This is a genomic window from Kineosporia mesophila (assembly GCF_021129235.1).
Taxonomy (GTDB): Bacteria; Actinomycetota; Actinomycetes; order Actinomycetales; family Kineosporiaceae; genus Kineosporia; species Kineosporia mesophila.
Genome location: NZ_JAJOMA010000002.1, coordinates 145,868 through 162,090, shown reverse-complemented (window position 1 = coordinate 162,090; position 16,223 = coordinate 145,868). Strand labels below are relative to the sequence as shown.

General features: G+C 69.2%; 18 protein-coding genes. All 18 read right to left on the bottom strand.

What is annotated here, in order from left to right:
• Positions 1–292: 292 nt before the first annotated feature.
• Positions 293–2,041 (bottom strand): GGDEF domain-containing protein, encoded by a 1,749-nt coding sequence (locus LR393_RS03815; RefSeq protein WP_231481573.1) that lies wholly within the window; start codon positions 2,039–2,041, stop codon positions 293–295.
• Positions 2,042–2,243: 202 nt separating this feature from the next.
• Entirely contained in the window at positions 2,244–2,657 is a 414-nt protein-coding gene (gene nusB / locus LR393_RS03810; RefSeq protein ID WP_231481572.1) for a transcription antitermination factor NusB, read from the bottom strand.
• Positions 2,658–2,695: 38 nt separating this feature from the next.
• Positions 2,696–3,256: an elongation factor P gene (gene efp / locus LR393_RS03805; RefSeq protein ID WP_231481571.1), complete on the bottom strand. Its 561-nt coding sequence runs from the start codon at positions 3,254–3,256 to the stop codon at positions 2,696–2,698.
• 95 nt (positions 3,257–3,351) lie between these two features.
• Complete coding sequence (locus LR393_RS03800; RefSeq protein WP_231481570.1) at positions 3,352–3,792, bottom strand: type II 3-dehydroquinate dehydratase; 441 nt, start codon at positions 3,790–3,792, stop codon at positions 3,352–3,354.
• A 26-nt stretch (positions 3,793–3,818) separates the two neighbouring features.
• The gene (locus LR393_RS03795; protein WP_231481569.1) at positions 3,819–4,070 is read right to left on the bottom strand and encodes a Uma2 family endonuclease; all 252 of its coding nucleotides are present in this window, start codon (positions 4,068–4,070) and stop codon (positions 3,819–3,821) included.
• Between the two features lie 8 nt (positions 4,071–4,078).
• The gene (locus LR393_RS03790; RefSeq protein WP_231481568.1) at positions 4,079–4,360 is read right to left on the bottom strand and encodes a hypothetical protein; all 282 of its coding nucleotides are present in this window, start codon (positions 4,358–4,360) and stop codon (positions 4,079–4,081) included.
• Between the two features lie 45 nt (positions 4,361–4,405).
• Positions 4,406–4,975, bottom strand: a complete 570-nt coding sequence (locus LR393_RS03785; protein ID WP_231481567.1) for a Uma2 family endonuclease — start codon at positions 4,973–4,975, stop codon at positions 4,406–4,408.
• Between the two features lie 152 nt (positions 4,976–5,127).
• Positions 5,128–6,210 (bottom strand): 3-dehydroquinate synthase, encoded by a 1,083-nt coding sequence (aroB, locus tag LR393_RS03780; RefSeq protein ID WP_231481566.1) that lies wholly within the window; start codon positions 6,208–6,210, stop codon positions 5,128–5,130.
• Positions 6,203–6,727 carry a shikimate kinase gene (locus LR393_RS03775; RefSeq protein WP_231481565.1) on the bottom strand — a complete coding sequence of 175 codons (525 nt, stop codon included), beginning with the start codon at positions 6,725–6,727 and terminating at the stop codon, positions 6,203–6,205. Before LR393_RS03775 ends, aroB begins: the two co-directional genes overlap by 8 nt.
• Positions 6,724–7,950: a chorismate synthase gene (gene aroC, locus LR393_RS03770; protein WP_231481564.1), complete on the bottom strand. Its 1,227-nt coding sequence runs from the start codon at positions 7,948–7,950 to the stop codon at positions 6,724–6,726. Before aroC ends, LR393_RS03775 begins: the two co-directional genes overlap by 4 nt.
• Before the next feature lie 76 nt (positions 7,951–8,026).
• Complete coding sequence (locus LR393_RS03765) at positions 8,027–9,058, bottom strand: hypothetical protein (RefSeq protein ID WP_231481563.1); 1,032 nt, start codon at positions 9,056–9,058, stop codon at positions 8,027–8,029.
• A 56-nt stretch (positions 9,059–9,114) separates the two neighbouring features.
• Complete coding sequence (locus LR393_RS03760) at positions 9,115–9,837, bottom strand: PilN domain-containing protein (protein WP_231481562.1); 723 nt, start codon at positions 9,835–9,837, stop codon at positions 9,115–9,117.
• On the bottom strand, positions 9,837–10,886 hold the full coding sequence (gene pilM, locus LR393_RS03755; RefSeq protein ID WP_231481561.1) for a type IV pilus assembly protein PilM: 1,050 nt from the start codon (positions 10,884–10,886) through the stop codon (positions 9,837–9,839). Before pilM ends, LR393_RS03760 begins: the two co-directional genes overlap by 1 nt.
• Positions 10,887–11,082: 196 nt before the next feature.
• Positions 11,083–11,889, bottom strand: a complete 807-nt coding sequence (locus LR393_RS36160) for a prepilin peptidase (RefSeq protein ID WP_231481560.1) — start codon at positions 11,887–11,889, stop codon at positions 11,083–11,085.
• A gap of 122 nt (positions 11,890–12,011) precedes the next feature.
• Positions 12,012–13,640, bottom strand: a complete 1,629-nt coding sequence (locus LR393_RS03745; protein WP_231481559.1) for a hypothetical protein — start codon at positions 13,638–13,640, stop codon at positions 12,012–12,014.
• Positions 13,641–13,661: 21 nt separating this feature from the next.
• Complete coding sequence (locus LR393_RS03740) at positions 13,662–14,336, bottom strand: PulJ/GspJ family protein (RefSeq protein WP_231481558.1); 675 nt, start codon at positions 14,334–14,336, stop codon at positions 13,662–13,664.
• Positions 14,336–15,604 (bottom strand): type IV pilus modification PilV family protein, encoded by a 1,269-nt coding sequence (locus LR393_RS03735; RefSeq protein WP_231481557.1) that lies wholly within the window; start codon positions 15,602–15,604, stop codon positions 14,336–14,338. Before LR393_RS03735 ends, LR393_RS03740 begins: the two co-directional genes overlap by 1 nt.
• Before the next feature lie 110 nt (positions 15,605–15,714).
• Positions 15,715–16,170: a type II secretion system protein gene (locus LR393_RS03730; RefSeq protein WP_231481556.1), complete on the bottom strand. Its 456-nt coding sequence runs from the start codon at positions 16,168–16,170 to the stop codon at positions 15,715–15,717.
• Positions 16,171–16,223: the final 53 nt, after the last annotated feature.

The following is a 16,223-nucleotide window of genomic DNA, read 5'->3' as shown; positions in this document are numbered from 1 at the left end:
CCCACGGCACCACCTCCGCCCTGAGTGAGGGAGGGGCGGAGTTCCACCGCAGAGGACGCCGGGGCGGCCGGCGTCCTCGACCCAACCGTTCCACCTAGGTTCCACCCGAACCACCAATGATGTGGCGGTGCGAGCAGCCCCTGGTCCGTGAGAGGACCTAGGAGCGGCTGGCACCGTCACATCACGCTTTCGGGCCTTCCCGGTCCGGGGCCCAGGGGCCCGCAAAGGCGACCGGGCATCCCCGCGCACCACATCGTCCTCAAGCAGCCTCTGAGGGCACTCCAGGGGCCTCCTAGGAGGCTTCCTTCCCCACCCGGCCCGGATACGACTCGACGCGGTTGCGACCGGCCCGCTTGGCCCGGTAGAGCCGCTCGTCGGCCCGGTCGATCAGGGCCCGCACATCGTCACCGACCACCAGGTCGCACACCCCGATACTGATCGTGACGCGCAGCCCCGGCCGAACCACGGACCAGTCGTGGTCCTGCACACTGCGTCGCACTCGCTGGCACACGTCCACCGCCGACTGCTCGGTGAGGTCCGTCAGGGCGATCAGGAACTCCTCGCCGCCCAGCCGCCCGACCAGGTCACCGCCGCGGCTGGAGCGCTGCAGCAGCGCCGCCAGGGCCACCAGCACCTCGTCCCCCACGGAATGACCCCAGGTGTCGTTGACGTGCTTGAAGTGGTCGATGTCGACGACCGCCAGGCTCAGCGGACGGCCCTGCGCCGCCGCCTCGTCGATCAGCCGGGGCAGTTCGTGCTCGATGTGGTGCCGGTTGGACAGCCCGGTCAGCGAGTCCGCGTTGGCCCGCCGGTCCAGGTCGGCGGCGAGCCGCTCGAGCGCCTGGATCTCCATCTCGAGGGCCCGGCTGCGCTCGCGGTACAGCTGCGACTCGGTGCGGGCGTCCGCGGCGTCGAGCCGGGCGTGGTCCACCTCGACGAGCTGCTCCAGGCGCCGGGCCCGGGTGGCGGCGACGGCGGAACTCACCTGGCGCTCCAGCGCCGTGAACTCCTTGTAGTGGTGCAGCGCCTTCTCGAACTGCCCGGTCGCCTCGAGCGCGCGGGACAGCTCCTGGGCGATCTCCATCCGGGTGGCCAGCTCGCCCATCGCCGTGGCCCGCGCCAGCGCGACCGTGAGCTCGCCGACCGCCTGCGCGGCGTCGCCCCGCTCCAGCTGTACGAAGGCGCCGTGGTGCAGCGTGGCGACCTCCATGGACTGGAAGCCGTGCTCCACAGCGATGCGCCGGGCCTGCAGGATGGCGGCCAGACCGGCCCGCGTGTCACCCGACAGCGCCAGCAGCATGCCGTGGTTGTCCCAGGCCAGCGACTGCCGGTAGGGCGTGCCGGAGGTGGGGTGCTGCGACAGCTCGAGGGCCCGCACCGAGTGGTCGAGACCCTCGCGCAGCGCCGTCGCGGCCTCGGCGGTGCCCGCGCCGCCGTCGGCCAGCAGCCGCCGGTACAGCCCGATCGAGTTGTCCGCGATGTTGTTGACGATGCAGAACCGGGCGTCGACGTTCAGGCTGGACGCCAGTTCCAGGGCCCGGAGCTGGAACTCCTTGGCCCGGGCGAAGTCCTGCATGCCCGAGTGCACCACCGCGATCCGGTTGAGCACCCAGAACAGCAGCTGCCGGTCGTTCAGCCGGGCGGCCACCTCGCGGGCGACGGCCAGGCGGTTCAGCGCCTCTTCGGAGAGCCCCAGCTCGTTGAGCGCCAGGGCCTGCACGACGAGGATCTCGCCGAGCCCGGTCTCGTCGTTCAGCGCCCGCAGGGCCTGGGCGGCCTGGTCACAGACGTCGCTGCAGCGCTCGTTGTCGCCGGCCCGGCTCAGGTGCCGGGCCAGCAGCCCCAGAGCGGCGGCCTCGGCCCGCCGGTCGCCGAGCCGGCCCGACAGCGTGATCGCCTCCCGCGAGAGGTCGATGCCCCGCTCGCAGCGGCCGTTGTCGAGCGCGGCGACGGACGAGGACAGCAGCTCACCGAGGCGCACCGCCTCGTCCGGGTGCCGGTGCGTGGTAGCACCGGCGCGCAGGCCGTCGGACGAATCCATCGCGCCCCCTCCGCACCAGACGAGCACCGACCCTGACACCGACAGGAGCCAGGTACCGGCCCCATCGGCAGTGGAGGTGACACGCTACAGAGGTCCTGGGCAGGAATGATGTCTCTGTGTGCGCGTTTCTCTCCGTGCTGCCCCAGAAACGCCTGATCGGCGTAACCGGTGATGACGCTGCGACAGGGCGGACGGGTGCAACTCAGGAGGACGACGTCTTGACCTCGAGCAGGCGGGCCAGCAGGCCGTTGACGAAGTTCGGCGAGTCGTCGGTGGACAGCGTGCGCGCCAGCTCGACCGCCTCGTCGATCGCGACCGCGTCGGGCACGTCGTCGTTGTAGAGCAGTTCCCAGGTGCCCAGCCGGAGCACGGCGCGGTCGACCGCGGGCATGCGGTCGACGGTCCAGCCGTGCGAGTACGTCGAGAGCAGCTCGTCGATGCGTTCGGTCTGCGCGGTCACGCCCTGGACCAGCTCCACCGTGTACTCCGGGAGCGCCCGGTTCGGATCCTCGTCGTCCTTCCGGCCGGCCATGATCGTCAGCGGGTCGTCCCCGCGGACGTCGGCCTCGAACAGGATGTCGAGAGCCCGCTTCCGGGCCTTGCTCCGTGCTCCCATGCGCTTGTGCTGCTCGCTTCCGGCTGTTGTGACGGCGGTCAGTTGACGCGACCGAGGTAGTCACCCGAGCGGGTGTCCACCTTGACCTTGGTGCCGGTCACGACGAAGAGCGGGACCTGGATCTCGGCCCCGGTCTCCAGGGTGGCCGGCTTGGTGCCGCCCGTGGAGCGGTCGCCCTGCAGGCCCGGCTCGGTGTAGCTGATGAGCAGCTCGACCGAGGTCGGGAGCTCGACGTAGAGCGGGGTGCCGTCGTGCGTCGCGACCACGGCCTGATCGCTCTCCAGCATGAAGTTCGCCGCGTCGCCGACCGTGGCCCCCGGGACGTACAGCTGGTCGTACGTGTCGTTGTCCATGAAGACGAAGTCTTCGCCGTCCTTGTACAGGTACTGCATGTCGCGCTTGTCGACGTTAGCCGTCTCGACCTTCGTGCCCGCGTTGAACGTCTTGTCGACGACCTTGCCGTTCAGCACGTGCTTCAGCTTGGTGCGCACGAAGGCGGGCCCCTTGCCGGGCTTCACGTGCTGGAACTCGACGACGGCCCAGAGCTGCCCGTCGAGGTTCAGCACCAGGCCGTTCTTCAGGTCGTTCGTCGATGCCACGTGTGGATCTCTCTCGTCTGCAAGCGGACGCGCGGGCCGGGGGTGCCGCCCGCGCGATGGTCTGGAGTTCGGTGAAGTCTAGCCTCTGCGCGAGGTCACGCTCGCGCGGCGACCGCCCGCAGGGCCAGCAGGTAGCCCTCCCGGCCGAAACCGGCGATCGTGCCCGTCGACACCGCTCCCACCACACTGGTGTGCCGGAACACCTCTCGGGCCGCCGGGTTGGACAGGTGCACCTCGACCAGCGTCAGCCCGGCCTTCGTCACCATCGCGCAGGCGTCGCGGATCGCGTAGGAGTAGTGCGTGAAGGCGGCGGGATTGAGCACCACGTGGGCCCCCGCGTCGACGGCCCCGTGCAGCCAGCCGATCATCTCCGACTCGTCGTCGGTCTGCCGGACCTCCACCTCGAGCCCCAGTGCGGCACCCTGCTCCTCGCAGGCCTTCGCCAGGTCGGCGAGGGTGTCGCTGCCGTAGACGTCGGGCTCCCGGACGCCGAGGCGGCCGAGGTTGGGACCGTTGAGGACGAGGACGGTGGTCATGGGGGCGAGATTACCGAGTCGGGTGCTCAGTCTCCGTCGTGGAGGGGGAATTCACGGGTGTTGATGACGATCGGGACGGGGTACTCGACGGTGAGGCATTCGCCGTACAGAACCCGTACCGACTTCGTGTACTCGTCGCCGACCGGCTGGGTGAACAGCGTCGCCGTCTTCACCTTCTTCGGAACGGGATCGATGAGCAGGCACTGCTGCACCCCACCCCTGGCGTAGGCCCGATATTTCCTCTCCCGATCGTTGTCCGGGTTGCCGGGTGATGTCACCTCGACGGCTACGTCTTTTCGAGGGCGGCGACGAGTACGCGGTGGAGCTCTTCAACCGTATTGCGGTGGCGCGGGCCGGGTGCCAGCGTCATCAGAACACCTTCCAGGGTCACCTGGACGACCCGGAGGCCCTCCGGGACATCAAGTTCGTTCCAGATACGAAGGACCTGCTCGAGCCCACTCCGGCCGGCAGTTGTCTCGACCAGGGGAAGTCCTCCTGTGCCCTGTCCCGGAACGGTGCGGCACTCAGCGTCGCCCCGGCGGTGCGGGCGCTCGACAGGAATCGTCATGGCGAAACCCTCCTCTCACCAGGGAGAAGACATGTGCACGCCGACTCAGTCCGGATCCGGCACGGGAAAGTTCGCGGTGCTGATCGTCATGGCCAGCGGATCCCGGAGCGTGATCGGTTCCCCGAACAGCACCCGCACCGAATCCAGGTAGCCGTCTTCAGCGGGGTCGGTGTGGAGCGTGACCGTCGGGCCGCCCGGATCGTGCGCGTCGATGAGCAGGTATTGCGGCACACCGCCTTTCGCGTAGGCCCGCAGTTTCCGGTTGCGCGAGGCCACGGCACTGCCCGTGTTCGTGATCTCGACCGCCAGGAGCAACTCGTTCAACGGGATGCGGAGAGTTCTCCCGTTCACGACCTCCCGATGGACCACGCACAGATCGGGGACGAAGATGCCGGCCCGGCCCAGCGATACCGGGAGTTCCGGCTCCAGCAGGAAGGCGCCACCCAGATGTGCGTGCCGCCAGTGCGCGATCAGCTCGTCGACCATCACCGCGTAGGGCGATTCCAGTACCGGATAGATCAGCATCTCGCTCACCGTCACGTGCGAGAGCCGCCACCCCTGCGGCACGTCGACCTCTTCGTAGGCCTTCAGTACGTCCAGCCAGGCCAGTGTCATCGCGATGCCCCCTTCTGACGTTCTCGCGGCAACACGGCCACAATACCCGATAATCCCGAAAGATACGGCGAAAAACCAAACAGTCGAAGACGTCCAAAAGCACTGATGCCGCCCCGGACCGAAGCCCGGGGCGGCGCCGAAAGCTGGTGTGACTACTCGCTGATCAGCCGGTAGGCCTCTTCGAGCAGGGCGGGCTCGGGGCCCTCGAGACGACCGGGGGCGGCGAGGTCGTCGAGCACGATGAAACGCATGAGGTCGCCGCGGTTCTTCTTGTCGCGACCCATCGCCGTGAGGAGGGCGGGCCACCGGTCGCCGCGGTAGGTGCGCGGAAGGCCGAGGCTCGCCAGGGCTGCACTGTGCCGGGCGACGAGTTCGGGCGGGGTGCGGCCGGCCAGTTCACCGAGGCGGGCGACGTACATCATCCCGACCGCGACGGCCTCGCCGTGCCGCCAGGTGTACTGCTCGACCTGCTCCACCCCGTGCGCGAAAGTATGCCCGTAGTTAAGGAACTCGCGTTCCCCCGACTCCTTCAGGTCGTTCGTGACGACCTTCGCCTTGACCGCGATCGCGCGCTCGACGAGCTCGCGCAGCACGTCCGAGTCCCACGACGTGGCGGCGGACGGATCGCGCTCGACCAGGTCGAGGATGGCCGGGTCGGCGATGAAGCCGCACTTCACCACCTCGGCCAGACCGGCCACCAGGTCGGCGTGCGGCAGGGTGCGCAACGCGTCCAGGTCGCAGATCACGGCGCGCGGGGGGTGGAAGGCGCCGACCAGGTTCTTGCCCTCGGCGGTGTTGATGCCGGTCTTGCCCCCGACCGCGGCGTCGACCATGCCGAGCAGCGTGGTGGGCACCTGTACCACCGCGACACCGCGCAGCCAGCTGGCGGCGACGAACCCGGCGAGGTCGGTGACCGCTCCCCCGCCCAGCCCGACGACCGCGTCGGACCGGGTGAACCCGGCCTGCCCGAGCAGCGCCCAGCACATGGTCAGCGTCTCGGCGGTCTTGGCGGCCTCGCCGTCGGGCACCTCGATCAGCAGAGGACGCAGGCCCGCGTCGGTGATCTGCTGGTTCACGGTGCGCCCGAGGGCCCGCAGCGTGCGCGGGTGGACGATCGCGACCCGGGTGACCTTCGGGCCGAGGGCGGCGGGCAGGCCCGCCAGCACGCCGGACCCGATGGTGACCTCGTACACCTCGTCCCGGCCCACGGTGATCTTCGCGGCGGTGTCAGTCAACGGCACTCCCCTTCAGCTCCAGGGCCGAGAGCACGGCCTCGGTCACCTCTTCGGGGGTGAGACCGTCGGTGGCGACGCGGTGGGTGGCGATCTGCGTGTAGATCGGCCGGCGGTGGTCCATCATGATCGTCCACTGGGCGCGGGGGTTGCCGAGCAGCAGCGGGCGGTCGCGGTTGAAGCCGACCCGCCGCGCGGCATCGGTGATGCGCACGTCGAGGAAGATCACGGTGTGCCCGGTCAGCGCCTCCTGCGTGCGCGGGTCGAGCACGGCGCCGCCGCCCAGGGCGAGCACCCCCACGTGCTCGGCCAGGGCCTGGGCCACAGCGGCGTGCTCGAGCTCGCGGAAGTGGGCCTCACCGTCGTCGACGAAAATATCGGCGATGGTCCGGCCGGTGCTCGCGACGATGTCCTCGTCGGTGTCGCGCACGGACAGCCCCAGCCTTTCGGCGAGCGCGTGCGCGACGGTCGTCTTCCCGGCCCCGGGCGGGCCGATCAGGATGGCGAGCGGACGGTTCACCGGATGTCCGACCGCTGGAGCTCGGGGATCGACTCCAGGTAGCTGCGCACGTTGCGGGCCGTCTCGGGCACGCTGTCGCCGCCGAACTTCTCGACCAGGGCCTCGGCCAGCACCAGCGCCACCATCGCCTCGGCCACCACGCCGGCGGCGGGCACGGCGCACACGTCGGAGCGCTGGTGGATCGCGACGGCCTTCTCGCCGGTGGCCACGTCGACCGTGTCCAGGGCGCGGGGCACCGTGGAGATCGGCTTCATCGCGGCGCGGACCTTGAGGATCTCGCCCGTGCTCATGCCGCCCTCGACGCCACCGGCGCGGTCGGTGCGGCGGCGCAGCAGGCCGTCGTCGCCGCGCTCGATCTCGTCGTGCGCGACCGTTCCGCGGCGGGCGGCGGTGCGGAAGCCGTCGCCGACCTCGACGCCCTTGATCGCCTGGATGCCCATCAGGGCCCCGGCCAGCCGGGAGTCGAGGCGGCGGTCCCAGTGCACGTGGCTGCCCAGGCCCGGCGGCAGACCGTAGGCCAGCACCTCGACCACACCACCGAGGGTGTCACCGGCCTTGCGGCAGTCGTCGATCTCGGCGACCATCGCCGCGCTCGTGGGGCCGTGGAAGCTGCGCATCGGGTCGGCGTCGAGGGCCTCGACGTCGTCCGGGCCGGGCAGTGGCGCGTCGTCGGGCGTGCCCACCGGCCCGACCGAGACGGTGTGGCTGACCAGCCGGATGCCCGCGGCCTGCTCCAGGAAGTTCGCCGCCACCTGGCCGAGCGCGACGCGGGCCGCGGTCTCGCGGGCGGAGGCGCGCTCCAGCACCGGGCGGGCGTCGTCGAAGCCGTACTTCTGCATGCCGGCCAGGTCGGCGTGGCCCGGCCGGGGCCGGGTCAGCGGGGCGCTGCGGCCCTGGCCGTCGAGCGGCTTGTCGTCCGGGTCGTCGGTGACCTCGGTGACCAGCGGGTCGGCCGACATCACGGACTCCCACCTGGGCCACTCGGTGTTGCCGATCTGCACCGCGAACGGCCCGCCCTGGGACAGGCCGTGGCGCAGCCCCCCGGTCACCCGCACCTCGTCCTGCTCGAACTTCATCCGGGCACCGCGGCCGTAGCCCAGCCGGCGCCGGGCCAGAGCGGCCTGGATCTGGGAGGTGGTGATCTGAACACCGGCCGGCAGCCCGTCGAGGACGCCGGTCAGCAGGGGGCCATGGGACTCGCCCGCAGTGAGCCAACGAAGCATGGAGTGATACTCCCACGAGCCCGCGGCGGGGCCGGAAACGGGCGGCTGCTCCTGGGAAGCCGGTCGGTGGTGCCGGTCAGTTGGTCCCGGTCCCGCTGCTGTTCGGTGCGGTGGTAGCAGTGGACGACGAGGTCGCCCCGGCCGGGGAGGTCGCGGTCGCGCTGGGGGTCACCTCGGTCCAGGTGCCGGCCAGCGAGGCCTGGGCTGCGGCCGCGTCGGCCTGGACCTTCTCCAGGGTGGAGTCATCGGTCAGGAGGACGAAGACCACGCCGGTCAGGGAAAGCGTCCACTGGGTATCGCTCGTGGTGCTCCCGTCCGTCGTTCCCCCGGTTCCCCCGGTTCCCCCGGTTCCGCCGGTTCCGCCGGTTCCGCCGGTTCCGCCGGTTCCGCCGGTGGATGTGTTCGCGCTGCCGGTGGCAGTGGCGCCCGGGGCAACCGTCGCGGTCGCCGTGGGCGTCACCCCCTCCTGGCCCTTCGAGGTCGAGGTAGGCTCGCTGGTCGCCGCAGACCCGAATGAACCGCCCTCGTCGATGGATGCCCCGGACAATTCTTCCGTCGTGCTCCCCCCGCTGCCGTTGGGAGGGGTCAGGGTGAAGCCGTTGACCAGGTACGACCGGCTGACCTTGGTCTGGAGTTGCTGCAGCCACTGGGTCAGCTCGGGGTAGTCGCCCTTCACCTGGATGTTCATGGGGATCGAGACCAGGTCCCCGGGAGCGCCGAGTCCGCTCGCGGCCGAGGTTCCGGCGGCGGCGCTCAGGGTCACCAGCGCCGGCGTACCCGGAGCCACACTCGTCAGGACGGTGCCGGACGCCGCAGTGGTTTCCTGCAGCACATTCAGGTATTTCGGGATGTCGGCGTCCGGTGACAGCTCGGCGGCGATCTGCTTCAGTTTCGCCTTCTGCCGGGGTAGATCCGCCGCCTGGCTCTTCAGCTGGGCGAGCTTGATCTGCAGTAACTGGGCCTGCTGGTCGGACGCGTCGGCCTGGTCACTCAACGCTGCGGCGTCGGCCCGGCGGGGGCTGAGCAGGAGGAACCAGGCAGCGGCGATCAGCACCAGGCACAGGGCCGCGGCCCCGAGCGACCATCGGACGGTCCGGTTGGCAAACATGACAGGCGACTCATCCCTCGATGACGGAGAACGGGGTGCGGCAGCGATCCACCGCGCTACGACGTGGAGCTCTGCGAATCCTGGGTGGCCGGCTGGTCGTCATCGGTCTGATATCGACCGGAGAGCGCGCTCGCCCCGACCACCCCGGTCGTGCTGAACGTCGTCTCCGCGCCGTCCTCGTCCGGCTGGGCGGCGTTCGCCAGGGTGGCCGATTGCAGCCCGGGGACCGCGTCGAAGTTGTCCATCCACTGCGCGACCCGCCTGTAGTCAGGGCTGGTTCCCTCGATGCTGAGCGAGGCGGACGCCACTGGCGTGAGGGGGTTCACCGGCAACGCGCCGGCCACCGACAGGGTCATCACGACACTGGTGAACTCCACCTCGCCGGGCCGTGCCTTGTCGAGCTCCCGCAGGTACCGGTACCAGGGGGCGTCCCCGACGTAGGCCTGCTTCCGGGCCGCCGTGGCCGCCTCGACCTGGGCGTAGATCTTCGGTACCTCGGCGTACTCGGACTGTTGCTGCTGGAGCACGGTCACCCGCCCCTGGGCCGCGTCGGCCTCGGCCTGGGCGTCGTCCACCGCCCTCTTCTCGATCACGGTACCGGCCGCGATCGCCCCCACGACCAGCACGACCACACCGATCAGCACGAGCTGGGTGCGCCGGAACGAGCGGTCCTCGAGGATCTCGACCGGCAGCAGATTGACCTTCGGGACCGGCGCCCAGCTGACGGGTTTCGGCCCGGTGGCGACGGCCGGTGGTACCTCGGTCGTGGACTCGCTCATCAGATCGCCCCCAGCGCGAGCCCGACCGGGACCGCGGCGAGCGGCTTGATGAACTCGATCTGCTCGGCGTCCAGCCCGGTGCGGCCCAGCTTCAGCGGCCAGAACGGGTCACCGAGCACGACCGGTAACCGGGTGCCCGCGGCCAGTGTCTCGGCCAGTCCTTCGAGCCGGGAACCACCGCCGGAGATGACGATTCGTTCCACGTGCTGCGCCGGCGAGGAGGCCGCGTAGTAGTCGAGCGAACCCCGGATCTCGTCGACGAAGTCCTGTGCGGTGGTGGCGACGGTCCGGGACACCATCGTCATCTGGTCGTCGGAGCCCCACTGGGCGAAGTTCTGCTTGAGGCCCTCGGCCCGGTCCAGTGGCACACCCAGCTGCTCGGACACCGCGTCGGTGACGTCCTGGCCTCCCATCAGCAGGATGCGCACGAAGCGCGGCACACCGGCCGAGTGAACGACGATGTTGGTGACGCGGGCGCCGACATCGATGAGGGCCTCGGTGCCGACGGTCAGGTCGGTCTGCCGGCCCATCGCGCGCAGGACGGCGAACGAGGTGAGGTCGACGCTCTCGACCCGCAGCCCGGCCTTCTCCGCGCACTGCACGTTGAGCAGCACGGTGTCGCGCTGGGCCGCGACCAGCAGCCCCCGCAACTGACGGGCACCCTCGTCGCTGGTGACCTCTTCCAGCGGGTAGAAGTCCAGCACCGAGTCCTCCACCGAGATCGGCAGGAAGTCGGCCACGTGAAAGGCGAGCGTCTTGCGCAACTCGCTCTGCTCCATCCAGGGCAGATCGAGCTGGCGCACGATGACCCGCTGGTTGGCGACCCCGAGCACCACTCGCTTCGTGCCAAAACGCGTTGCGGTCCAGAGGGTCTTGATGGCTGCCGTGACTGCCTCGGGGTCCACCACCTCGCCGTCGCGGACCGCCCCCTCGGGCAGGACCACCTGCCCGAAACGATCCAGCGTGACCCCGTCGCGTCCGAAGGACAGCTCCACGGCGCGGACGACCGAGGTACCGATGTCCAGTCCGATGGCCGTGCGTCGTGCCATGCCGTCAGTCCCTTCCCGTGGGGAGCGTGGTGCTGGTGCTAATGGTTGGACGCGTCCGTTGCGTCGATCGCCCAAAAGCGTGATCGGGAGGGGTGAAGCCGGTCTTGAGTCTCAACGGCAGGTATACGTGCGGGTCACCTTTGGGTGACGGCCGATGGGGGACGCACGAACGCTCGCGTCAGGGAGCCGGAACGTCTCAGCGCAGGCCGTTGAGCCGCAGGTACCAGTCGACCAGCGGGTATCCCCGGACCAGCCCCAGCCAGGCACCGGCGAGCATGAACGGGCCGAACGGGATCATGCTCTTGCGCGTCGCACCGGCGAAGGCGATCGCCGCCAGGCCCACGACGGCACCGATGACGAAGGCCGCGAAACCACCGACGACCGTCTCCTCCCAGCCGTAGAAGCCCAGGTAAAGACCCAGCACACCGCCGAGTTTCACATCGCCGAAGCCCATCCCGTTCGGATGGATGAACATCAGCACGAAGTAGAAGGCGTACAGCGCCGCCGCACCGATCGCCGCGCCGGCCAGCCGACCGGGCTTCCCCTCGGCGAGCGCCGCGAGGACCAGCAGAGCCGCCGCGATCGGGTAGGAGGGCAGCACGAGGGCGTTCGGCAGCCGGTGCACGTCATGGTCGATGACGGCCAGGGCGATGCTGATCGCGGCGAGGAAGAGCAGCGCGGGAACCTCCCACGACCAGCCCTTCCAGGCCGCCACCGCGGCGAAGGCCCCGGCCGTGACCGCCTCGATCACCGGGTACCGCAGGCTGATCGGCTCGTCGCAGCACCGCGAGCGCCCCCGCAGCAGCAGCCAGCTCAGCACCGGGATGTTGTCGAAGCCGCTGATCGGCCGCCCGCAGGTCGGGCAGGCACTGCGCGGGGTCACCACGGAAAGGTTCTGGGGGACGCGGATGATCACCACGTTCAGGAACGAGCCGACGAGAAGACCGAACCCGGCGGCCACGACGGCGAGCACGGCGACGGGCGGAAGCTCGGACGCGATCACCTACAGACCGTACCGTCCCGCCATCTGTCCGTGACCCGGTTCAGATGTCGCTGATCTTGGACAGCTTGAAGGGAGAGTTGTCGGATCTTCCGGATGGCCGTCAACCTTCGCTCTCCCCGGCGTCATCCGTCGGTGAGCGTGAGGATCTGGAAGGGCGAGTTGCTGGCCTTGAGAAAGTAGGGGGGCTGCGTGAAGGTCAGGCGGCCGTCGTACTCGTAGTTCTTCGAATAACCGGTCGAGATGGCGGTGGCTGTTCCGGTCCCGACCGGCCCCCGGAACTTCTGAGCGATCGCTCCGTAGACATTCAGGGTGCCCAGAGCGCTGCCGTAGCCCCAGTTCTGCACCACGAAACTGTGCCGCAACGAGAGAATCGCGGCCTGGACCGTAGTGACGTTCGCGCTGCTGTTGAGGTTGCTGTTCGTACCGGTCTTGAGCGGGTGGTAGACCCACACGCAGTTGCCGGCGATCAGCCCCACGACGTTCGTGCCGTTCGTGGCATCCGGCTTCAGGTCGCCGACCACCACCACGTCGTCCGAACCGGAGACCGTCACCTGGGTGTTGGCGGTACCGGACACGTAGGCGGTGCCGCGGGTGCAGGCGTAGTTGGTGCTGGTTCCCCAGGAGACCGCGGTGGACGTGCCGGTCGTGTACTTCTCGTTGGTGGCCGGATATCCGACGGCACCGACGCTGCAGCTCGCGGTCGAGGAATCGACATAGATCACCGGAGGGATGGTGACGGTCTGCTCACTGCCGGAGATGGAGGTGTTGTAGCACCGGGACGGAGTGTCGGAGCGTTTGGTGGACGGGCTGAGTACCTTCATCGTCTTGCCCTGCAGGATGATCCGGGTCGCGCCGGTGTAATAGCACCCGGGCCCCACGTCGCCGTCGCCGTCGACGTCCGGGGTCACGCTCTTGAGCAGGTCGTTGTTGCTCTCCGGCAGCGGGATGATGCCGGTGTACTGCGGCGCGTTGGTCAGCGGCGGGGACTGCGTGCCCCACCAGGTCTTCCCGTCGGTCGCCGTGGCGGCCGCGGGCCAGCCGGTCTCGACCTGCGGGTCGGTGAAGTTCACCGCACCGTTGATCTGGAGCGCGTCGTTCGAGTGCAGGGGACCTTTCACCGCGTCGTTACCACCCCACTGGATCTCCGAGCAGGTGTTGCGGGGCCGCGCGGGAGTGCCGCCCGAGGCGTAGTAGTAACGCGCACAACTGCTCGATTGACCGGCCAGGTCCGGGTCGGTCACCTCGTAGTCGGTCAGATACACGTAGTTCAGCAGGCCGGCCCGGTTGAGCTCGGCCAGGACGGTGCGCTTCACTGTCGACGCGCGGCCGGCCGGACCGCTCATCCCGGTCACCCGCAACCGGATGACGCCGGTCGAGGTGATCTGGCCCGGAAGGCTCAGCAGCGTGTACTGGTAGCGGGCGGCGGTGGAGTTCCCGGCACCTCCGGTGCCCTGGATTGTCTGGCCGTCATCGCTGAAGGCGGGGTTGTCCGCATCGGTGCTGCCGAGCTTCCAGTAGTTGTCGTTGGCGTTGAGCCGGGAGATGTACTCGTCCACACCCGCCAGCGCAGCCTGCTCGGCCGCCTTGGCATCCTGGTCACGCCGGGAGGGCGCCTGGGCGTTCAGCGTGTAGGCCAGCGCCGTGAGCAGGAAGGCACTCAGCACCGCGATCGACATGACCACCGCGACCAGGGCGAATCCCTGCTCGGCCTGCGACTTTTCGATCTTCCCGGAGATGCGGTGTCCGACCACGGATCCGGCCCTTCTCTGCGTTCAGGAGTTGGAGGCGCTCTTCTGGAGATTGCTCAGGGTGACGCGATCGGTCAGGATCACGGGGGCGACCGACGGCTGCGCGGAGTCCTGGATACTCAAGTCGATCTGGATACTGCGCACGAGCTTCTGGTTGTTGCTGCTCAATGGGGTCGCGGACAGTTTCGACGTGGTCCCGGATCCGGCGCCGTAGTACGTGAACACCGGAGGGGTCGTGGTCCGGCCCAGACAGGTGGTGACGGCACCGGTGTCCCAGACCTGGTTCCCGGTGCTGTCCGTGCGCGGCGGCGTCAGGGTCTGGTTGATGCACGTGCCGTCGTAGGAATAGCTGACCAGTGTCGCCAGAGGGGTGACCGTGGCCGGGGTGCCGGTCCGGTTGAGCAGCGAGTAGAACGACACCTGGCCGGTCCCGGCCGAGACGAAGGCGCTGTCGAACTGGGCCGGTCGCACGGCGACGCGCATCGTGCGGGTCATCGCCTCCATCACGATCCGCCCGTCGGCCGTCGTCGATGTCTTGGTGTTGACCGTCGTGACCCCGCGCAGGGTGCTGAAGAACACCACACCGATGGCAACCATCAGGATCGAGGCGACGCCCATGGCCACGGACAGCTCGACGAGGGTGACCCCGTCGTCGCGACGCGCGGCGCTGCGGCGCCGCCGGCCGACGATCCGGGACATCAGTTGGCCACCGTGATGGTGACGGCCGCCGACCGGGCCGAGCTGCCGATCGCCGCCGACCCGGTGGCATTCGCGAGCTGGACCCCGCCCAGACTGAAGGCGGGCACCGAGATGTTCCACGTGCCGTAGGGCAAGAGGAGCGTGGAACCGCTGGCCACGGTGTAGGTCTCGGTCGTGGAGCAGCCGCTCGAGGTGAACGTCACTGTGCGGCCCGTGATCGCGGCACCGGTACTGCTCTTCTTCACCGTCACCGTGACGGCCCCCATCGGCACGGCCACGGTCGAGTTGTCGGCCGTGGCCGAGCGGATGTCGATCAAGCCCTGCGACGGGTCGCTGCTCACGCACGTCCCGGCCTTGACCGTGTACTTCTCCGGAAAGAGGTTGCGCAGGGTTCCGGGCACCCCGGTCAGGCACGCCGACGTGCTGGACGCCGTGCAGGTGGTGCTGAGGGTGGTCTCGCTCAGGTAGGTGTTGCCGATCCGGATCGGCAGGCCGGACGGGATCACGTATCCGGTGACCGGCGCGTCGAAGACGTAGTTCAGGGTGCGCGAGGTGGCGTAGAGCAGGGTTCCCCGGCTCACCGCGCCGGCGGCGACGCTCTGCGCGGCGGACTGCGCTATCTGGGTGTTCGCGGTTCCCACGTAGCCGGTCTGGTTGACCGAGACCGAGTAGTTGCCGTCGTCGAGGCCGGTGAAGACGACACACCCGTCGTCGCCCGTGGTCTGCTGGGCGGTGGATCCGACCAGGGTGGCGGCGACTCCCGACATCGGCAGTCCCGTCGCGCCGGAGATAAGAACGGCCAGTGTGCCTTTCGCCGCGTCGTCGGAGCCTACGCCAACCGCCCGCAGCACGTCGCCGGTGACGGGTTTGGTCTGGCCCATGTTCGTCCAGGTCACGCTGACCCGCACGAGTTTGTAGGCGAGGGCCGAACCGGTGCTCGAGCAGACGCTGGCCACGGCGTTCGAGGTCAGATAGCCCGCGGTCTGGGTGATCGTGTAGGTGATGTTGCCAACCACCTGACTGGTGACACTCCGGCCGCTGGGGATCTGCTGGGCGGTCAGCGAACGCGCCGCCTCCAGTTGCTGATTCACCAGGTTGGCGGCCGTCGTGCGCCGGATGTTGTCACCCGCGACCCCACCGGTCTTCACGAAGATGCCGAGGATGGCCGTCACCCCGATGGCGAAGATCGCCATGGCGATCACCACCTCGAGCAGCGACATCCCCGCGTCCGACGTACGGGCCCGGCGCAGCCGTGCGTTTGCCCTCACGGCCACCCTTCTTCCTCGGTCGTTCCTCATGGGATGGGCACAGCGGTGGGACGGCAGAGGGCCGACCGGGTGTCACCGGCCGGCCCTCGTGCGTCAGACACGCGGTGCGATCAGCAACCGGTACCGGCGGCCGGAGACTGCAAACCGTTCGCGGCGGAGTAACTCCACACCTTGCTGCCGCTGTCGTTGGCGAGCGAAACGCACCAGGAGGAGCTGGTCCAGGCGGTGGTGGTCCAGGTGGAGTCCACGCCGGCCTTGTTGGCGCTACCGGTGAAGTAGACGTTGCTGCTGACCTTGCCCACCGACGCCCCGTTCACGTAATACTGACTGCTCGTGATGGCGACGGTCGGAGCGGTCCCCGCGTCGACGTAGTAGGAGGCGATCTCCTTGCCGAGCGTGGAGACGTCCGACTTGGTCGCGCTGTCCTGGGCCTTCTTGCGCTGGCTGAGGAAGACCGGGATGGCGATGGCAGCCAGGATGCCGATGATGATCATGACGACCAGGAGTTCGATCAGGGTGAAGCCCTGGTCCTTCTCCTTCATCGACTTACGGATGCGAGCGAGCATCGAGTGCTCCTTCTGATCTGACGAAAGCGGCTGTGTTCTGAGCGCGCCGCCCG

Bases quoted from the DNA above. Each gene is read 5' to 3' on its own strand.
- LR393_RS03815 (WP_231481573.1), bottom strand. From the start codon at position 2,041: ATGGATTCGTCCGACGGCCTGCGCGCCGGTGCTACCACGCACCGGCAC.
- nusB (WP_231481572.1), bottom strand. From the start codon at position 2,657: ATGGGAGCACGGAGCAAGGCCCGGAAGCGGGCTCTCGACATCCTGTTC.
- LR393_RS03800 (WP_231481570.1), bottom strand. From the start codon at position 3,792: ATGACCACCGTCCTCGTCCTCAACGGTCCCAACCTCGGCCGCCTCGGC.
- LR393_RS03790 (WP_231481568.1), bottom strand. From the start codon at position 4,360: ATGACGATTCCTGTCGAGCGCCCGCACCGCCGGGGCGACGCTGAGTGC.
- LR393_RS03785 (WP_231481567.1), bottom strand. From the start codon at position 4,975: ATGACACTGGCCTGGCTGGACGTACTGAAGGCCTACGAAGAGGTCGAC.
- aroC (WP_231481564.1), bottom strand. From the start codon at position 7,950: ATGCTTCGTTGGCTCACTGCGGGCGAGTCCCATGGCCCCCTGCTGACC.
- LR393_RS03765 (WP_231481563.1), bottom strand. From the start codon at position 9,058: ATGTTTGCCAACCGGACCGTCCGATGGTCGCTCGGGGCCGCGGCCCTG.
- LR393_RS03760 (WP_231481562.1), bottom strand. From the start codon at position 9,837: ATGAGCGAGTCCACGACCGAGGTACCACCGGCCGTCGCCACCGGGCCG.
- pilM (WP_231481561.1), bottom strand. From the start codon at position 10,886: ATGGCACGACGCACGGCCATCGGACTGGACATCGGTACCTCGGTCGTC.
- LR393_RS03740 (WP_231481558.1), bottom strand. From the start codon at position 14,336: ATGTCCCGGATCGTCGGCCGGCGGCGCCGCAGCGCCGCGCGTCGCGAC.
- LR393_RS03730 (WP_231481556.1), bottom strand. From the start codon at position 16,170: ATGCTCGCTCGCATCCGTAAGTCGATGAAGGAGAAGGACCAGGGCTTC.